This window comes from Bacillus sp. 16GRE42, from assembly GCF_019837435.1.
GTDB lineage: Bacteria > Bacillota > Bacilli > Bacillales > Bacillaceae_G > Bacillus_A > Bacillus_A wiedmannii.
Genome location: NZ_JADAXF010000004.1, coordinates 192,362 through 208,890, shown reverse-complemented (window position 1 = coordinate 208,890; position 16,529 = coordinate 192,362). Strand labels below are relative to the sequence as shown.

The following is a 16,529-nucleotide window of genomic DNA, read 5'->3' as shown; positions in this document are numbered from 1 at the left end:
TATATGAAATGTTTTTTTCTATTTATTAGAAACCGTATTTCTTGTTTCCAGAAAAAAATGGTACAATATCCGGTAGAATGGAATTTTACATCAAATGAGACTGAACCCGCAGCGGAGTGGAGGTTTATACATATGCCGAAAGTAAGGACAAAAGATTTAATTGAACAATTTCAATTGGAGTTAATAAGTGGTGAAGAAGGAATTCATCGTCCGATTGATACAAGTGATTTATCACGACCTGGAATTGAAATGGCAGGATTTTTCACATATTATCCAGCTGATCGTGTGCAGCTTCTTGGAAAGACGGAGCTTACGTTCTTTGACACATTAACGTCAGAGCAAAAGCAAGAGAGAATGAAAGCGCTTTGTACTGAGGAGACGCCATGTATTATTATAACTCGTAATCAAGATGTACCAGATGAGTTACTGCATGCATCGCGTGAATCAGGTATGCCTTTATTACGTTCTTCTCAAACGACAACAAGATTATCAAGTCGTTTAACTAATTATTTAGAAGGTAAGTTAGCACCAACAACAGCTGTACATGGTGTGTTAGTAGATATTTACGGTGTTGGTGTTTTAATTACAGGTCAAAGTGGTGTCGGTAAAAGTGAGACAGCTCTTGAGCTTGTAAAACGTGGTCATCGCCTTGTTGCGGATGATAGTGTAGAAATTCGCCAAGAAGATGAAGACATGTTAGTCGGAAGCTCACCAGATTTAATTGAGCATTTATTAGAAATTCGTGGTCTAGGTATCATTAACGTGATGACGTTATTCGGTGCAGGGGCAGTGCGAAATTATAAGCGTATTACACTTGTTATTAATCTTGAAATTTGGGATCAAAAGAAAAATTACGATCGCTTAGGTCTTGATGAAGAGAAGATGAAGATTATTGATACAGAGCTTACAAAGATTACACTTCCAGTTCGTCCTGGTCGAAACTTGGCTGTTATTATTGAAGTAGCAGCGATGAACTTCCGTTTAAAACGTATGGGAGTCAATGCAGCACAACAGTTCTCTGAACGATTAATGAGTGCGATTGAGTTAGGAAATCAGGAGTAAACTTTGGAGAGGGAGGTCATACATATGCTGTTAGGTTCTGTACCACAGCTTGACCGCGTAGCTGTCCAACTTGGGCCGTTTCCTGTTTATTGGTACGGGATTATTATCGGTACGGGTGTGCTATTAGGTCTTTGGCTAGCAACTCGCGAGGGAGAAAGGCTAGGTATTCCAAAAGATACATTTGTTGACCTTGTATTAATTGCAGTACCGATCGCTATTCTATTTGCGAGAATGTACTATGTTATTTTTGAATGGGAATATTACGCGCAAAACCCGAGTCAAATTATTAATATTCGTCAAGGTGGCTTGGCGATTCATGGTGGTTTAATCGGGGCTGTTATTACAGGAATTCTTTTTGCAAAACGACGCGGGGTTTCATTCTGGAAGTTGGCTGATATTGCTGCGCCAAGTATTTTACTAGGACAAGCAATTGGTCGATGGGGAAACTTTATGAACCAAGAGGCGCATGGTGATGAAGTAACGAGACAGTTTTTAGAAGGACTTCATTTACCGGATTTCATTATTAATCAAATGTATATTGAGGGTGTGTACTATCACCCAACGTTTTTATATGAATCATTATGGAATTTTGCAGGTGTCATTTTATTACTTTCATTACGAAAAGTGAATTTACGACGCGGGGAATTATTCTTCACATATTTAATTTGGTATTCAATAGGGCGCTTCTTCGTAGAAGGCTTACGTACAGATAGTTTAATGTTAGGACCACTTCGTATCGCACAAGTAATGTCAATTGGACTTGTTGTTATTTCTATTATTTTCATTATTGTGAGACGAAAAATGGGGCAAGCTGATAAAAGATATTCGGAAAATTAGAGAAAAGTAGCATCTTATTATAAGGTGCTGCTTCTTTCATATTCAGGAAAGAGAAGGGACTAAGGCAATGAGAATAAATACAGTGTTATTTGATTTAGATGGAACTTTAATTAATACAAACGAACTTATTATTTCTTCTTTTTTACATACGTTACATACATATTATCCAAATCAATATAAGCGTGAAGATGTATTGCCATTTATCGGCCCTTCTTTACATGATACTTTCAGCAAGATTGATGACAACAAGGTTGAAGAGATGATTACATGTTATCGTCAATTTAACCATGATCATCACGATGAATTAGTGGAAGAATATGAAACTGTATATGAAACAGTTCAAGAGTTGAAGAAGCAAGGCTATAAAGTTGGTATTGTTACAACGAAAGCGAGACAAACAGTTGAGATGGGATTAAGGTTATCAAAGCTTGATGAATTTTTTGATGTTGTCGTGACAATTGATGATGTAGAGCATGTGAAACCACATCCAGAACCACTTCAAAAAGCGCTTGAGTTATTAGATGCGAAACCGGAAGAAGCATTGATGGTTGGGGATAACCATCATGATATTGTTGGTGGACAAAATGCGGGTACGAAAACAGCTGCTGTCTCATGGACGTTGAAAGGTAGAGCATATTTAGAGGCTTACAAGCCGGACTTTATGCTAGATAAAATGAGTGATTTGCTACCAATTTTGTCTAATATGAACCGTTTATAAAGGTCCAAGTAAGTTAGTGGGGGTGTATTTCCCTATTAACTTACAGTTTCACTTTTTAGTAGAGGAGCGAGTTAAGTGCGACGGACAACGCGCTATCCTGTTTCGGGAGAAAATTCATTATGGAATGTGTATAAAACAGTGTCTTTTTGGAAGGTAATGAAGAACTTTATTATTATCCAAATTGCGCGTTATACACCATTTTTATCCGTCAAGAATTGGTTGTACCGTACATTTTTACGGATGAAAGTCGGAAAGAAAACATCATTTGCGCTTATGGTAATGCCGGATATTATGTTCCCAGAAAAGATAACTGTGGGAGAGAATTCGATTATCGGCTATAATACAACGCTTTTAGCACATGAATATTTAATTCGCGAATATCGACTTGGAGAGGTCATCATAGGAAATGAAGTGATGATTGGAGCAAATACGACTATATTACCAGGTGTAAAAATTGGGGATGGCGCGATTATTTCAGCTGGCACACTTGTTCATAGAGATGTCCCAAGTGGTGCTTTCGTGGGTGGAAATCCAATGCGTGTTATTTATACGAAAGAAGAAATGGATGCTAGAGAAGGTTGATGCTAAAAATGTAACATTTCTCTTCTTTTTTAATGAATAAAAAGGAAATAATTGAGTATAATATACTGTTTTGTTTTTTACGGAATCGTTTATACTTATAGATAGAAGAATGTGTGAACGAAGAAAACAAAAAACTGGAGGATATATGGGGAAAAATCAAGGAATATATAAGGAGAACGGACAAGTTATCTCTTTTAATCAATTAGCGGAATTCTTTTATAAAAAAGGGATGAGGGCTTACAAAGGGCAGAAATTGCAAGATGCAATTAAATATTTTCGAAGAGCGGCACAAAGTGAGAAGGAGCCGTTTATTTTATGTCAATTAGCAACAGTATTATCTGAGGCTGGTGAATATCAAGAGTCGAATCAAATCTTCTTTAAGCTTGTTAGATCTAATCCAGAACTTGAACAATGCTATTATTTTATTGCAAATAATTATGCATATATGGGGCTATTTCAGCAGGCGAAAAAGTATGCGGATCGTTATTTAGAAGTTGCAGAAGAGAAGGAATTTGTAGAAGATACATTAGAATTACTTGAAATTATGGAAGAAGAAGCGATGGGCGAGGAAGAGATTGAGGATGAAGATGATCTAATTGTTATGCAGGAAGAAGCGAATCGTTATATTCGTAACGGACAATTGGAAGAAGCAATTGCTACATTAGAAATTGTTACAAAAGATTATCCGGAATTTTGGTCGGGTCATAATAATTTAGCCATTGCACATTTTCAATCTGGTAATGTAGATAAAGCTCTGAAGTTAACGGAAATGATTTTAGAGAAAAATCCTGGTAATATACATGCGCTTTGTAATACGCTTATTTTCCTATATTCAATTGGAGAGCATAAACAAGTAGAAGCGTTAGCGGAGCAGTTAGTTTCAGTATATCCGATTTCGTTCGAGCATCGTTTGAAACTAGGAACGACACTTGCAACAATTGGTCATTTTGAGCCTGCATATAAATGGTTCAAAGTATTAAAGCGTCAAGGATACGAGGGAGACGTTAGTTTTTATTATTGGTTTGCATATTCTGCTTATATGGTGAAAGATCAGCAAGTAGCTGAAAAAATGTGGCAGCATGTTGTAGAATTGCACCCTGATAAAAAGGGAAAAGAACCGTGGAATGCGCTGAATTTAGCAGATGAAGGACAAAACGTATTATTTGAAGAATTACGAAAATCATTTCAACAAAGTGCGACGCTAGAGGAACAAATGCTAGCTTTATATTTAATGAATGAATTGTCAACGCCAGAGAAGGTGGGATTCTTCTTTGATGTAACGCAGGCGAAAAACGGTGTTCCAATCGTATCGCAACTTGCAAAGTATTTCTTTTTACTTAATAGCCATAAGAGCATTCCAGCGGATTTACAGCAATTTGAACAGTGCGCGCAAATTGCGGATGCTTTATATAATTATACGAAAAAAGATGATGAATTAATCGAAGAGTGTTTACAATTTTGGTTTTGTACGTTCATACGTTTATATACATCTGGGGCAGTTTTTACAAATGTATACGGCTGGTCAGCTGCGGTTGAATATATTGTGCGCGGCGAACAAGGAAATAAGATGACACAGTCGGAGCTTGGAGATGTATATAATGTATCTGTAGCGACTGTTCGAAAGTATGTGCAGGCTGTTAAGCGTACGCACACATAGGGTAAGCAAATCATTGGGAAAAAAATGATGCTAACAGTATAATGAGGGTAACTTAATTGTGTAGGAATGAATAGGAGTGAATGATGTGTCAGAAGAAAAAATTTATGATGTCATTATTATTGGTGCAGGACCAGCTGGTATGACAGCTGCAGTATATACATCTCGTGCGAATTTAAGCACATTAATGCTTGAGCGTGGTATTCCAGGTGGCCAAATGGCAAACACAGAAGATGTAGAAAACTACCCAGGTTATGAGTCTATTTTAGGACCAGACTTATCAAATAAAATGTTTGAGCATGCGAAGAAATTTGGTGCTGAATATGCATACGGTGATGTGAAAGCAGTCATCGATGGTAAAGAATACAAAACAATTATTGCTGGTAAAAAAGAATATAAAGCACGTGCAATTATCGTTGCAAGCGGTGCAGAATATAAAAAAATTGGTGTGCCAGGCGAAACAGAGCTTGGCGGCCGTGGTGTATCATATTGTGCAGTATGTGATGGGGCTTTCTTTAAAGGAAAAGAACTTGTAGTTATTGGTGGTGGAGATTCTGCTGTTGAAGAGGGTGTGTTCTTAACACGCTTCGCATCAAAGGTAACAATCGTTCACCGTCGTGACACTCTTCGTGCACAGAAAATTTTACAAGATCGTGCTTTCCAAAACGAGAAAGTAGATTTCATTTGGAATCACACTATTAAAGAAATTAACGATGCAAATGGTAAAGTAGGAAGCGTGACACTTGTAGACGTAAACAGTGGAGAAGAGAAAGAAGTCAAAACTGACGGCGTATTCATATACATCGGTATGTTACCACTTTCAAAACCATTTGTTGAACTAGGTATTACAAATGAAAATGGTTACCTTGAAACAAATGAGCGTATGGAAACGAAAGTTCCTGGTATTTTCGCAGCTGGAGATGTTCGTGAAAAAATGCTACGTCAAATTGTAACGGCAACAGGTGATGGTAGTATCGCAGCACAAAGTGCTCAACATTATGTAGAAGAATTATTAGAAGAACTAAAAACTGTATCAGAAAAATAAGGGATAATATGCCTTTTGAGAAGAAAGCTACCGATAGGAGCTTTCTTCTTTTTTTATGAAAATGTCAAAGTTTTGTCAAAAAATATTAAGATTATAAGCTTTCTTATTGATATACTGGACTTTACGGAAAAATCACTATAAGAAATGAGGAATTTATTCAGTATGGAATGGCGTAATATATATCGTGGATTTTGTATGGGCGTTAGTGATTTAATTCCTGGTGTGAGCGGCGGTACAATCGCTGTTGTGTTAGGGATTTATGAACAATTGCTTGCGGCAATTAGTGGATTCTTTAGTCGCGAATGGAAAAAACATTTAGGCTTTTTAATTCCCCTTGCAGCTGGTGTGGCAGCAGCGTTTTTAACGTTAAGTCACGTTATTAAATATTTACTTGCAAATCATTATGAACCGACTCAATTTTTCTTCCTCGGTTTAATTATTAGTATATTACCGATGTTAATGAGAGAAGCTGATGCAAAGTCGTCGTTTAAAGGTAAGCACATTGTTTTATTAATAGTTGCAGCAATTCTTGTTGCGATCACAGCTTTCTTTAAACCAGATAAGGCAGCAGATCCAATTACGACGTTAACAATTTTAAATGCAATTGGTTTATTTTTCGCGGGCTGGATGGCTAGTATGGCTATGTTGCTTCCTGGAATTAGCGGATCATTTATTTTATTAATTATTGGTGTGTATCCGACAGCAATTAATGCTTTAACTACACTGAACTTACCTTTAATCGTAGTTATCGGTGCTGGTGTTATGGCGGGGTTTGTTGTAAGTAGTAAAGGAATTAGTTTCTTGTTAGATCGTTATAAAAGTATGACATTTGCGGCAATTATTGGACTTGTTATCGGCTCGATTGTAATTGTGTTCCCTGGTATTCCAACTGGAGGATTTTCAATTATAAGTTCAATTATTACCTTTATTTTAGGATTTGCGATTGTTACTTATTTCGGTAAGAAATAAGGACTTTAATCCCCTTGGCGATAAAAATCGTTAAGGGGATTTTTTATGCTATTCATTGAAAGTCTAGGTATTTACATTGCTTGTTCTAGAAAGCTTTTTTAAAATTGTTGAGTAGCATGTGCTTAGCGAAAGAGGACTGGCTCCTTCGTTGTAGCAAACTGTTTTTGATAGTATAATGAAATGAGTATGCAGTGAGAAATTTACTGCAAGTAGCTGAGGTGAAGAAACATGCAAAGAGTGACAAACTGTGTGTTAATTAGAGATAATGAAGTACTCTTACTCCAAAAACCTCGCCGAAATTGGTGGGTTGCACCAGGCGGGAAAATGGAGCGTGGTGAGACAGTAAGAGATTCCGTTGTTCGCGAGTATCGTGAAGAAACAGGTATTTATTTAAAGAACCCAGCGTTAAAAGGGGTCTTCACCTTTGTCATCCAAGAAGGTGATAAAGTTGTTTCTGAATGGATGATGTTCTCCTTTTTAGCGACAGATTTTGCAGGAGAAAACAAACTAGAGAGCGAAGAAGGCATCATTGGTTGGCATACATTTGACAAAATTGATGATTTAGCAATGGCACCAGGAGATTATCACATTATTGATTATTTAATTAAAGGAAATGGCATAATCTACGGTACATTTGTATATACCCCAGATTTTGAGTTGCTTTCATATCGATTAGATCCGAGTTAAACCGTCAAGGAGAGGATACGATGACAGAGAATAATGATATAAAAATGGTAATTATTACAGGAATGTCTGGAGCTGGAAAGACAGTAGCTTTACAAAGTTTTGAAGATTTAGGATATTTCTGTGTAGATAATTTACCACCGATGTTATTGCCGAAGTTTATTGAGCTTATGGCAGATTCAAAAGGGAAAATGAATAAAGTGGCACTTGGCGTTGATTTACGTGGCCGAGAGTTTTTCGAACATTTATGGGGAGCACTTGATGATTTATCAGAACGTACATGGATTATTCCTCATATTTTATTCTTAGATGCGAAAGATGGCACGCTTGTAACTCGTTATAAAGAAACGAGACGTTCGCATCCACTTGCACCAACTGGTTTGCCGTTAAAGGGAATCGAGATGGAGCGTGGCTTATTAACTGATATGAAGGCGCGAGCGAATATTGTGCTGGATACATCGGATTTAAAACCGAAAGAATTACGTGAAAAAATTGTTCATCTGTTTTCAACTGAAACTGAGCAAGCATTTCGTGTAAATGTTATGTCATTTGGATTTAAGTACGGTATTCCAATTGATGCAGATTTAGTATTTGATGTTCGTTTTTTACCAAATCCATATTACATTCCACATATGAAGCCATTAACAGGACTAGATGAAGAAGTTTCATCGTATGTGCTGAAATTTAATGAGACACATAAGTTTTTAGAGAAATTGACGGATCTTATTACTTTCATGCTGCCTCATTATAAAAGAGAAGGCAAGAGTCAACTTGTAATTGCAATTGGATGTACAGGTGGACAGCACCGTTCTGTTACGCTTACAGAATACCTTGGGAAACATTTGAAACCAGAGTATAGCGTTCATGTATCTCATCGTGATGTGGAGAAGAGAAAGGGCCATTAAGGGATGAAAAAAGAGAGAAAACCTAAAATTGTTATTATGGGAGGCGGTACTGGACTCTCTGTTTTATTACGAGGATTAAAACAATATCCGGTTGATATTACAGCAGTTGTTACAATCGCTGATGATGGTGGCAGTTCAGGTAGATTACGTGATGAGCTCGAAATTCCACCCCCAGGTGACATTCGTAACGTACTTGTTGCGTTATCAGATGTAGAGCCGCTGGTGGAAGCTTTATTTCAGCATCGTTTCACAACGGGAGACGGGCTGAAAGGTCATGCGTTAGGAAATTTATTATTAGCGGGTATGACCTCGATTACAGGAGACTTCTTCCATGCGATTACGGAAACGAGTAAAGTGTTAAATGTCAGAGGGCGTGTGTTACCGGCAGCTAACCAAAGTGCGGTACTTCATGCGGAACTAGAAGATGGAGAAATTGTAACAGGTGAATCAAAGATTCCTTATTCCGGGAAGAAGATTAACCGCGTCTTTTTAACTCCAGAAGATGTAGAGCCGTTACATGAAACGTTGGCTGAGATTAAACGAGCTGATTTACTTGTTTTTGGTCCAGGAAGTTTGTATACGAGTATATTACCGAATTTAGTTGTTAACAAAATCGGGGACGCTGTTCTTGCTGCAAAAGCGAAGAAGGTATATGTGTGTAATGTTATGACGCAAGCTGGTGAAACGATGGGATATACTGCGTTTGACCATGTGCAGGCGTTACATGATCATTTAGGTAAACCATTTATCGATACTGCAATTGTAAATAACCGTGATATTCCTTGTGAATTACGTCAGTTATATGAGGAAGAACTGTCGGCACCAGTTGTAGTAGATGAAGAGCGTTTTACAGAGAGCAATATTGATGTCATTCAAGATCAATTAGCGAAGTATGATGATCGTGTTGTAAGGCACGATACATTAAAACTAGCTTCTATTTTATATTCACTGTTGTAGATGTGCGTTGCCTCGTTTGAGGTAACGCTCATCATTTCATATAGGACAAGATTTTTGTTCCAAAGTAATCGTATAAGGAGGTGTTGACTGTGTCATTTGCATCAGAAACAAAGAAAGAGCTAACGAATCTTGAGGTGAAGGAATGCTGTGAGAAAGCAGAATTATCAGCGTTACTTCGAATGAACGGATCGCTTTCTTTTTCAAACCGTCGTCTATCTATCGATATTCAAACGGAGAATGCGGCAATTGCAAGAAGGATTTATACGCTTTTGAAAAAAGGATATGACGTGACGGTAGAATTACTTGTTCGTAAAAAAATGCGATTGAAGAAAAATAATGTATATATTGTGCGGCTTGTTGAGAAGTCTCGCGAAATATTAGCTGATCTTCATATTGTTCGAGACGACTTTTCGTTGATTCGAAATATATCACAAGAATTGATTGAGAAGAAATGTTGTAAACGATCGTATTTACGCGGTGCATTTTTAGCAGGTGGTTCAGTAAATAACCCAGAAACATCATCTTATCATTTAGAGGTCTTTTCGTTATATAAGGAACATAATGATGCTATATGTGAATTGATGAACGGATTTGATTTAAATAGTAAGACGTTGGAAAGAAGAAAAGGGTACATTACGTATTTGAAAGAAGCAGAAAAGATTACGGAGTTTTTAAATATTATAGGCGCTCATAATGCACTTTTAAGATTTGAAGACATTCGAATTGTTCGTGATATGCGTAATTCAGTAAATCGTTTAGTGAACTGCGAAACAGCCAATTTAAATAAAACAATTGGTGCAGCGCTAAGGCAGATTGAAAATATCCGTTATATTGATGAGACGGTTGGTCTTGATATATTACCAGATAAACTGCGAGAAATTGCACAATTACGAAGAGATTATCAAGATGTAACATTGAAAGAGTTAGGCGAGATGGTATCCGGGGGGAAAATTAGTAAATCGGGTATTAATCATCGTTTGCGTAAAATCGATGAGATTGCAGAGAAATTACGCGCGGGGGAAACGGTAGCAAAAAAATAAGAGGTTAAAGGGGAAATGGAGCTGTGGTTCAAAAACGAGTTAAGGTTTCATTAAAAAACGGTTTACAAGCACGTCCGGCTGCGTTGTTTGTACAAGAGGCTAATCGCTTTCATGCGGATATCTTCATCGAGAAAGATGGAAAGACAGTGAATGCAAAGAGCATAATGGGGATTATGAGCTTAGCAATTGGAACTGGTAGCATGATAACAATTACAACAGAAGGTTCAGATGCAGAAGAAGCTTTAGAAGCATTAGCTGCATATATACAATAAGAAGCTATCGCGCATGTGCGATAGCTTTTTTGTTTTGTTGTTTGTTGTTGGGGGGCGGGTATGTAGGGCGCACGTGCGGAGGTTTAATTATAAAAAAGCGCCCTGTAAGAGGGCGCTTTCGTTTTAGATCTATCTAGCTCCAGCGGCTAGAATCTCCGGTTGTTTCGCTTTTACATTCGAGGCAAAAAGCGTCTCGGATGTAAAAGCTCCAACACCCTGCGATTCTGAACGAGCCGCTTCCACTTTTAGTTATTAACGATTTGTAAAGATCTTATCGATTAAGCCGTATTCTAGAGCTCTTTCAGCTGTCATGAAGTTGTCGCGGTCTGTGTCGCGTTGTAGTACTTCAAGTGGTTGACCTGTGCGGTCAGCAAGAATTTGGTTTAGTTTTTCACGTAAGAATAGGATACGTTTTGCAGCGATTTCGATTTCAGTCGCTTGACCTTGTGCTCCGCCAAGTGGTTGGTGAATCATTACTTCACTGTTTGGAAGTGCATAACGTTTTCCTTTTTCACCTGCTGCAAGTAAGAATGCACCCATAGATGCAGCCATACCGATACAGATTGTTGATACTTGTGGTTTAATAAATTGCATTGTATCGTAAATTGCCATACCTGCTGTGATAGAACCACCAGGGCTATTGATGTAGATGTGAATATCTTTTTCTGGATCTTGAGATTCCAAGAATAAAAGCTGGGAAACGATTGAGTTAGCTACGTTGTCATCAATTGCACTACCAAGCATAATGATGCGGTCTTTTAATAGTCGAGAGTAAATATCGTAAGCGCGTTCTCCACGATTTGTTTGTTCAATTACTGTAGGAATTAAATTCATCTGTTATTTCCTCCTTCTAAAGCTTTCTTAGTCTTATAATACAATTATGGTCAATAAAGGTCAAACGAAACCACTTTAAATCAAAAAAATATGTAGTTGTACCATGAATTATTCGCTATGTTTTTGAAATTCCCTGCTTATGTATCTTCAACATCATAACCGAATTACATAAATTTAAACGTCATGAAAGTTGTAGAAAAAAGAAAAGAACGCCTTTTTACTGAAGCGTTCTTTCGATATCTATTCTTTTAAAAGATAGGTTACTTTATTTAAAATCTTTTCGATGTGTTTCGCGTTTTTACTATACATTTCGCTTGCTGATTTCGACTTTGTTTCTAGGGAAAATAGTTCAAGATCAGCATGACATTTTTTTAAAGATGCTAATAATAAAGGCTTGTTTTGAGGAGAAGGCATTTGTAGTTTGTCATTATAAATGTCGATAGTAAGTTGTCCGTATGAATCCACTTGACCTAGAAAGACATTTTCAATAACAACACCGAGCTTTTCTAGTTCAGAATGTAACCAAGCACGGTTATGTCCACTAGAGGATAGAGGTTCATCTAAGACATTGCCATCCATAATAACAGTTTGCGGTTCTTTTTCATTAGGTACTTTTAACCCGATGTCTTTTGCTGTAAGTGGCTGAGAATCTTTCTTTAATAATACATTTAATTCTCCGCTCGGTTCTAAGACAGCAAATTCGACTTCAGCTATACTGAATGCACCATTTCCTCTAAGAAGTTCAAGTAATTCATCACTTGTATATTTCTCTTTCTTTAAATTATCCTCAAGTACTTTGCCGTCCTTTATTAAAACGGTAGACTTTCCTTCAAAAAAGTCTCTAGCAGTTTTGTTTTTTAAGGAAAGAATTCCAACGAAAAAAGGTACCGAGGCGAAAATAAGTATGGCAAAGACACCATGGAAAAACTTTTGATCAAGCCCTGTAGATATTTGAGCAGCGATATCACCGATTGTCATTCCCGCTATGTATTCAAAAAAGGAAAGTTGAGAGATTTGTCTTTTTCCTAAGCATTTTGTAATAGTGAATAAAATAATTAATATGAATACAGAGCGAAGGATGACAAGTGTCCATTCAGGCAGGTGAGACATAGTCATTTCCTCCAGTCTACTTAAAACCCTTTATATTGAGGTTCTTCGCGTTCTAATACTGAAACTCTATTCTGTAAATCAGCGATGATGCTGTCCATTTCTAACATACATTCATGAAATAAGCGTTTTGATTCCGCGTCCTGTGAATTTAGTGAAAGGGAGCTTAAACTTGCTTGAGCGCCCCTTACACTAGCAAGGCAGGTTTTAACGCTAGCGATAACTGTCATACAAACACCTCTTATCCTTTTGGTTTGAATAGTAATGCACCAATGAATCCGAATATGATAGCAGCAGAAATACCAGCGCTTGTTACTTTAAACATTCCCGTAATGACACCGACGATGCCGTGTTTTGCAGCTTCTTCCATTGCGCCGTGAACGAGGGCATTACCGAAACTTGTAATAGGTACAGTTGCCCCGGCTCCAGCAAAGTCGATTAATGGTTCATACAGGTTGAATCCGTCCAGTATAGCACCGGCAACAACGAGTGTTGCCATTGTATGAGCGGGTGTTAGCTTGCCAACATCAAACATAAGTTGGCCAATTACACATATGAGTCCGCCGATGACGAAAGCCCAGAAAAAAATCATTGCGTTGCACCTCCAAATTCAATCGAAACGGCGTGAGCGATACATGGAATCGTTTCTTCTTGTTGGAATGTAAGTGGAGATAGTAAAGCGCCTGTCGCAACGACAAGTATTTTTTTGAACTCTCCTCTTTTCATTCGGTTTAATAAATGACCGTATACAACTGTTGCGGAACATCCTGGTCCGCTAGCGCCAGCTATGACAGGTTGTCCTTCTCTATAGATGAGTAGCCCGCAATCTTGAAACTGTTCGCTTGTCACTTTTGTTCCGTGTTTATGTAGTAAGTCATAAGCAATTTCGCGTCCGACATGTCCTAGGTCGCCTGTTACGATTAAATCGTAGTAAGAGGCATCAATTTGGCGTTCGCGTAAGTGGGCTTCAATTGTATCGACGGCAGCTGGAGCCATCGCACCGCCCATATTAAACGGATCCGTTAGTCCCATATCAACCACTCGTCCGATTGTTGCAGATGTTACCCTAGGACCATGTCCAGTGTCACTTAAAATAGCCGCGCCTGCCCCGGTTACTGTCCATTGTGCGGTAGGAGGCTTTTGACCCCCGTATTCAGTTGGATAGCGGAATTGTTTTTCTACCGCGGTGTTATGACTTGATGCCCCAGTTAATAAATATTTTGCACCTTTTGCATTTACGATACTTGCCCCAAGTGCTAAACCTTCCATAGAAGTAGAACAAGCACCGAATAATCCAAGATAAGGAGTGCCGAGTGTACGACAAGCAAAGCTTGTAGGAGTAATTTGATTAATTAAATCTCCTGCAAGTACGAATTGGATATCATCTTTACGAAGTTCTGCTTTTTCAGTAGCTCGGCTACAAGCTTCTTCGAATAAAATTTTATGTGCTTTTTCATAGGAATCCTGTCCGAGCCATAAATCTTCATGAAGGATATCGAAGTCTTCTGGGATTTTCCCTTTCGCTTCAAATGGTCCGCCAACGACTCCTGTCGAAATAATAACTGGTTTGTTTTCAAATACCCACGTTCGGTGTCCTTGTAACATTTATAGCCCTCCCCATTGAACGAGAATCGTTTTAATAAGTGCGATGACGAAAGCTGAAAATACACCAAACAAAATAACGGATCCAGCTAATTTAAACATGTTACCGCCAACACCAAGGACGAACCCTTCCGTTCGGTGTTCGATACATGCGGCAATAACAGAGTTACCAAATCCAGTGACAGGTACAGCTGTACCTGCTCCGGCAAACTGTCCAAACCGATCGTATATACCGAATCCAGTTAGTAACATGGAAATGAAAATGAGAGTTGCGACTGTCGGATTTCCTGCTGAACGCTCAGTGAAATCAAAATATGTGATATAAAACGTAGAAATGAGTTGTCCGATGAAGCAAATAAAACCACCGACGAAAAAGGCTTTAATACAATTTTTCAAGACAGGGCGCTTCGGTTCGCGTTCTTGCTCGAATTTTTTATACTCTTGTTGCACAGGGGTTAAGTTCTTATCTTTACTAGACATTGCGATCCTTCCTTTTCTATTAAAAAGCGTTAAGTGTTAGACTCCATTTTTTTCCCAATGAGTTTTAATTGCTTATTGATCTCGTCTTTAGATACTTCTTTTTTCTTAATTTTGCTCTCAAGCTTTTCGAGTAACATAAAGATTTTTTTATCAGTACTTACACGAACATCGAAAGTAGGATGCTCATCACTTAGCTGCTTTTGAAGCTTCTTACGCAAAGCTTTTAGCCCAAACCTTTCGTGATGCTCAGGTGTAACTGCTATGTAGAGATCTAAATTTGAATTCACTGCTGTGCTTTTTATAATTTCATCCATAGCGAGAGCACTTTTCTTGGCTCCTTGTGATATAGATTGATTAAAGGATTCCGTACTCGTCTTTGTTAGTTTGGGACCTTTTTCTTTCTCCGTTCGTTTTGCTTCTTCTTTCACTTTTTTATCTAAGGGACTATTATCACATCCGGCAAAAGAGCTACATAGAAGGGCAAATAACGCGGTTATGAGGCCGAGTTTTCGCATGATTATCATTCCATTTCTATTGCAATATGTAATGTGATAGAAAAAGGATGACTGCATATCATCCTTTTTCTATTTCACAGCATGACGAATCTGTTATTGCTGTGAGTATTGTGGTTCTTCTTGTTGGACTTCTTCAACGCGTGGGTTTAAAGAATCGATAATCGTTTGCGTTTGCTCTGCAGCTGTTTGGAAAAGTTGCTTTGCTTGTTGGTTATCCGTATCAAGAGCGAATCCCTCTAAGCTAGCTTGTGCACTTTTTAATCCAGAAACAGTTTGCTTTAGTTTTGTAATTACAGTCATTGAATGAAGCCCCCTTTGGAATATCAATTCAAAGATTATAATTTGTGAGTTGGGGTGAATTTATGATTGGAAAATTTAGGAGAGAGTGCTTAGTTAATATACTACTAACTAAGGTGCATAAAGGATTACGGGGATATTTTTATTGATTTAGATGGATTTTATTGCTATTATTATGGAAAGAAAATGAAGTGTCTTTATAATCATGCGCCCATAGCTCAGTCGGATAGAGCGGTGGTTTCCGGTACCACGTCTGCCGGGGGTTCGAATCCCTCTGGGCGCGTTTTTTATTGTTGGTGTTCCGTGTTGAAAATGAATAATAAATTTAAAACAACCTCTTGTATGTGATTAGAAATAATCGTGTATAGGGGGTTTTTGTTATGGGCTTACAAGGTACTTCTGTTAATTCTGCAATGAGTTTATACTAAAATTATTTAAAACTTATAGTATGAGGGGATTGCAGGTGCGTAAAATTAGTGGGAATTTAAGCATTTTAGGGGATAACGAACGTAGAACCGTTGCTGTATCTGATTCTGGTGAAATTACAGGCGATGAAATGTTGAAATTCATGTTAAATATGGAATTGCACTATAAAGAAATTGATAGGGATTGTTTTGGACCTAGTCACTATTTGCCTAGCGGAGACTACCATAAGGATTTAATAGCGATTGTCTTTACGGCTGAAATGATGTTAGACGACATGGAATTAGAAGGTGAATGGCCTGCTGAAGAAGGGGATGTTATATTTAACGAAGCATAATGAATCTATCTGCATAAAAAGGTCTGCACTTACAAATATAAGTGCAGACCTTTTTATTAATACTTGTTATATCTAGTAATAAGATTTACTATTAGTATGTGGTAATAATTTTTATCGCGCTATTATTTTCTTTCAATATTATTCAAATTTCGGTTGTAAGTTGTAAATCTCATTAATACATATAAATTAATAATATTTTGGAATGGGTG

The 16,529-nt window shown here is 37.8% G+C and carries 21 protein-coding genes and 1 tRNA gene; 14 read left to right on the top strand and 8 right to left on the bottom strand.

The window, feature by feature from the left end; all coding sequences use genetic code 11:
* Positions 1-132 precede the first annotated feature (132 nt).
* The 12 genes from hprK (at position 133) to ILS93_RS21550 (ending at position 10,725) form a co-directional block, all read left to right on the top strand.
* Positions 133-1,062 (top strand): HPr(Ser) kinase/phosphatase, encoded by a 930-nt coding sequence (gene hprK / locus ILS93_RS21605; protein ID WP_001127246.1) that lies wholly within the window; start codon positions 133-135, stop codon positions 1,060-1,062.
* Positions 1,063-1,086: 24 nt separating this feature from the next.
* Positions 1,087-1,899, top strand: coding sequence for a prolipoprotein diacylglyceryl transferase (gene lgt, locus ILS93_RS21600; RefSeq protein ID WP_064476211.1), 813 nt, complete (start codon positions 1,087-1,089; stop codon positions 1,897-1,899).
* A 67-nt stretch (positions 1,900-1,966) separates the two neighbouring features.
* Complete coding sequence (gene ppaX, locus ILS93_RS21595) at positions 1,967-2,617, top strand: pyrophosphatase PpaX (RefSeq protein WP_064476212.1); 651 nt, start codon at positions 1,967-1,969, stop codon at positions 2,615-2,617.
* Positions 2,618-2,692: 75 nt separating this feature from the next.
* Positions 2,693-3,199, top strand: coding sequence for an acyltransferase (locus tag ILS93_RS21590; RefSeq protein WP_064476213.1), 507 nt, complete (start codon positions 2,693-2,695; stop codon positions 3,197-3,199).
* A gap of 145 nt (positions 3,200-3,344) precedes the next feature.
* Positions 3,345-4,856, top strand: coding sequence for a tetratricopeptide repeat protein (locus tag ILS93_RS21585; RefSeq protein ID WP_064476214.1), 1,512 nt, complete (start codon positions 3,345-3,347; stop codon positions 4,854-4,856).
* Positions 4,857-4,941: 85 nt separating this feature from the next.
* Positions 4,942-5,898: a thioredoxin-disulfide reductase gene (gene trxB / locus ILS93_RS21580; RefSeq protein WP_001288065.1), complete on the top strand. Its 957-nt coding sequence runs from the start codon at positions 4,942-4,944 to the stop codon at positions 5,896-5,898.
* Between the two features lie 162 nt (positions 5,899-6,060).
* Complete coding sequence (locus tag ILS93_RS21575) at positions 6,061-6,867, top strand: DUF368 domain-containing protein (RefSeq protein ID WP_000455195.1); 807 nt, start codon at positions 6,061-6,063, stop codon at positions 6,865-6,867.
* 228 nt (positions 6,868-7,095) lie between these two features.
* Positions 7,096-7,554, top strand: a complete 459-nt coding sequence (locus ILS93_RS21570; RefSeq protein ID WP_001190080.1) for an NUDIX hydrolase — start codon at positions 7,096-7,098, stop codon at positions 7,552-7,554.
* Positions 7,555-7,574: 20 nt separating this feature from the next.
* Positions 7,575-8,456: an RNase adapter RapZ gene (gene rapZ, locus ILS93_RS21565; protein WP_000138461.1), complete on the top strand. Its 882-nt coding sequence runs from the start codon at positions 7,575-7,577 to the stop codon at positions 8,454-8,456.
* Between the two features lie 3 nt (positions 8,457-8,459).
* Complete coding sequence (locus ILS93_RS21560; RefSeq protein WP_000712181.1) at positions 8,460-9,413, top strand: gluconeogenesis factor YvcK family protein; 954 nt, start codon at positions 8,460-8,462, stop codon at positions 9,411-9,413.
* Positions 9,414-9,502: 89 nt separating this feature from the next.
* Entirely contained in the window at positions 9,503-10,453 is a 951-nt protein-coding gene (gene whiA, locus ILS93_RS21555) for a DNA-binding protein WhiA (RefSeq protein ID WP_222661245.1), read from the top strand.
* Positions 10,454-10,476: 23 nt separating this feature from the next.
* On the top strand, positions 10,477-10,725 hold the full coding sequence (locus ILS93_RS21550; protein ID WP_000250305.1) for an HPr family phosphocarrier protein: 249 nt from the start codon (positions 10,477-10,479) through the stop codon (positions 10,723-10,725).
* Positions 10,726-10,977: 252 nt separating this feature from the next.
* Here ILS93_RS21550 and clpP read toward each other — a convergent pair whose 3' ends face one another.
* From clpP to ILS93_RS21510, 8 genes are all read right to left on the bottom strand, one after another.
* Complete coding sequence (gene clpP, locus ILS93_RS21545; protein ID WP_001049163.1) at positions 10,978-11,559, bottom strand: ATP-dependent Clp endopeptidase proteolytic subunit ClpP; 582 nt, start codon at positions 11,557-11,559, stop codon at positions 10,978-10,980.
* 240 nt (positions 11,560-11,799) lie between these two features.
* Entirely contained in the window at positions 11,800-12,669 is an 870-nt protein-coding gene (locus ILS93_RS21540) for a DUF421 domain-containing protein (RefSeq protein ID WP_064476216.1), read from the bottom strand.
* Positions 12,670-12,689: 20 nt separating this feature from the next.
* Positions 12,690-12,896 (bottom strand): DUF1657 domain-containing protein, encoded by a 207-nt coding sequence (locus tag ILS93_RS21535; RefSeq protein ID WP_064476217.1) that lies wholly within the window; start codon positions 12,894-12,896, stop codon positions 12,690-12,692.
* Between the two features lie 11 nt (positions 12,897-12,907).
* Entirely contained in the window at positions 12,908-13,258 is a 351-nt protein-coding gene (spoVAE, locus tag ILS93_RS21530; RefSeq protein WP_000575918.1) for a stage V sporulation protein AE, read from the bottom strand.
* Positions 13,255-14,271, bottom strand: a complete 1,017-nt coding sequence (spoVAD, locus tag ILS93_RS21525) for a stage V sporulation protein AD (RefSeq protein ID WP_000938954.1) — start codon at positions 14,269-14,271, stop codon at positions 13,255-13,257. Before spoVAD ends, spoVAE begins: the two co-directional genes overlap by 4 nt.
* The gene (gene spoVAC / locus ILS93_RS21520) at positions 14,272-14,748 is read right to left on the bottom strand and encodes a stage V sporulation protein AC (RefSeq protein ID WP_000095399.1); all 477 of its coding nucleotides are present in this window, start codon (positions 14,746-14,748) and stop codon (positions 14,272-14,274) included. It lies immediately after the preceding gene.
* Positions 14,749-14,777: 29 nt separating this feature from the next.
* Positions 14,778-15,263: a YhcN/YlaJ family sporulation lipoprotein gene (locus ILS93_RS21515; protein WP_103655914.1), complete on the bottom strand. Its 486-nt coding sequence runs from the start codon at positions 15,261-15,263 to the stop codon at positions 14,778-14,780.
* Positions 15,264-15,356: 93 nt separating this feature from the next.
* On the bottom strand, positions 15,357-15,563 hold the full coding sequence (locus ILS93_RS21510; protein WP_000216160.1) for a DUF1657 domain-containing protein: 207 nt from the start codon (positions 15,561-15,563) through the stop codon (positions 15,357-15,359).
* Positions 15,564-15,767: 204 nt separating this feature from the next.
* Between ILS93_RS21510 and ILS93_RS21505 the strand changes: the two genes are divergently transcribed.
* Together ILS93_RS21505 and ILS93_RS21500 are read left to right on the top strand one after the other, a co-directional pair.
* Positions 15,768-15,843, top strand: a tRNA-Arg gene (locus tag ILS93_RS21505).
* 180 nt (positions 15,844-16,023) lie between these two features.
* Complete coding sequence (locus ILS93_RS21500; protein WP_064476219.1) at positions 16,024-16,320, top strand: hypothetical protein; 297 nt, start codon at positions 16,024-16,026, stop codon at positions 16,318-16,320.
* Positions 16,321-16,529 lie beyond the last annotated feature (209 nt).

Excerpts from the sequence above, each read along its gene's own strand:
- hprK (WP_001127246.1), top strand. The coding sequence starts at position 133 with ATGCCGAAAGTAAGGACAAAAGATTTAATTGAACAATTTCAATTGGAG.
- lgt (WP_064476211.1), top strand. The coding sequence starts at position 1,087 with ATGCTGTTAGGTTCTGTACCACAGCTTGACCGCGTAGCTGTCCAACTT.
- ppaX (WP_064476212.1), top strand. The coding sequence starts at position 1,967 with ATGAGAATAAATACAGTGTTATTTGATTTAGATGGAACTTTAATTAAT.
- ILS93_RS21585 (WP_064476214.1), top strand. The coding sequence starts at position 3,345 with ATGGGGAAAAATCAAGGAATATATAAGGAGAACGGACAAGTTATCTCT.
- ILS93_RS21575 (WP_000455195.1), top strand. The coding sequence starts at position 6,061 with ATGGAATGGCGTAATATATATCGTGGATTTTGTATGGGCGTTAGTGAT.
- ILS93_RS21570 (WP_001190080.1), top strand. The coding sequence starts at position 7,096 with ATGCAAAGAGTGACAAACTGTGTGTTAATTAGAGATAATGAAGTACTC.
- rapZ (WP_000138461.1), top strand. The coding sequence starts at position 7,575 with ATGACAGAGAATAATGATATAAAAATGGTAATTATTACAGGAATGTCT.
- ILS93_RS21560 (WP_000712181.1), top strand. The coding sequence starts at position 8,460 with ATGAAAAAAGAGAGAAAACCTAAAATTGTTATTATGGGAGGCGGTACT.
- clpP (WP_001049163.1), bottom strand. The coding sequence starts at position 11,559 with ATGAATTTAATTCCTACAGTAATTGAACAAACAAATCGTGGAGAACGC.
- ILS93_RS21540 (WP_064476216.1), bottom strand. The coding sequence starts at position 12,669 with ATGTCTCACCTGCCTGAATGGACACTTGTCATCCTTCGCTCTGTATTC.
- ILS93_RS21535 (WP_064476217.1), bottom strand. The coding sequence starts at position 12,896 with ATGACAGTTATCGCTAGCGTTAAAACCTGCCTTGCTAGTGTAAGGGGC.
- spoVAE (WP_000575918.1), bottom strand. The coding sequence starts at position 13,258 with ATGATTTTTTTCTGGGCTTTCGTCATCGGCGGACTCATATGTGTAATT.
- spoVAD (WP_000938954.1), bottom strand. The coding sequence starts at position 14,271 with ATGTTACAAGGACACCGAACGTGGGTATTTGAAAACAAACCAGTTATT.
- spoVAC (WP_000095399.1), bottom strand. The coding sequence starts at position 14,748 with ATGTCTAGTAAAGATAAGAACTTAACCCCTGTGCAACAAGAGTATAAA.
- ILS93_RS21515 (WP_103655914.1), bottom strand. The coding sequence starts at position 15,263 with ATGCGAAAACTCGGCCTCATAACCGCGTTATTTGCCCTTCTATGTAGC.
- ILS93_RS21510 (WP_000216160.1), bottom strand. The coding sequence starts at position 15,563 with ATGACTGTAATTACAAAACTAAAGCAAACTGTTTCTGGATTAAAAAGT.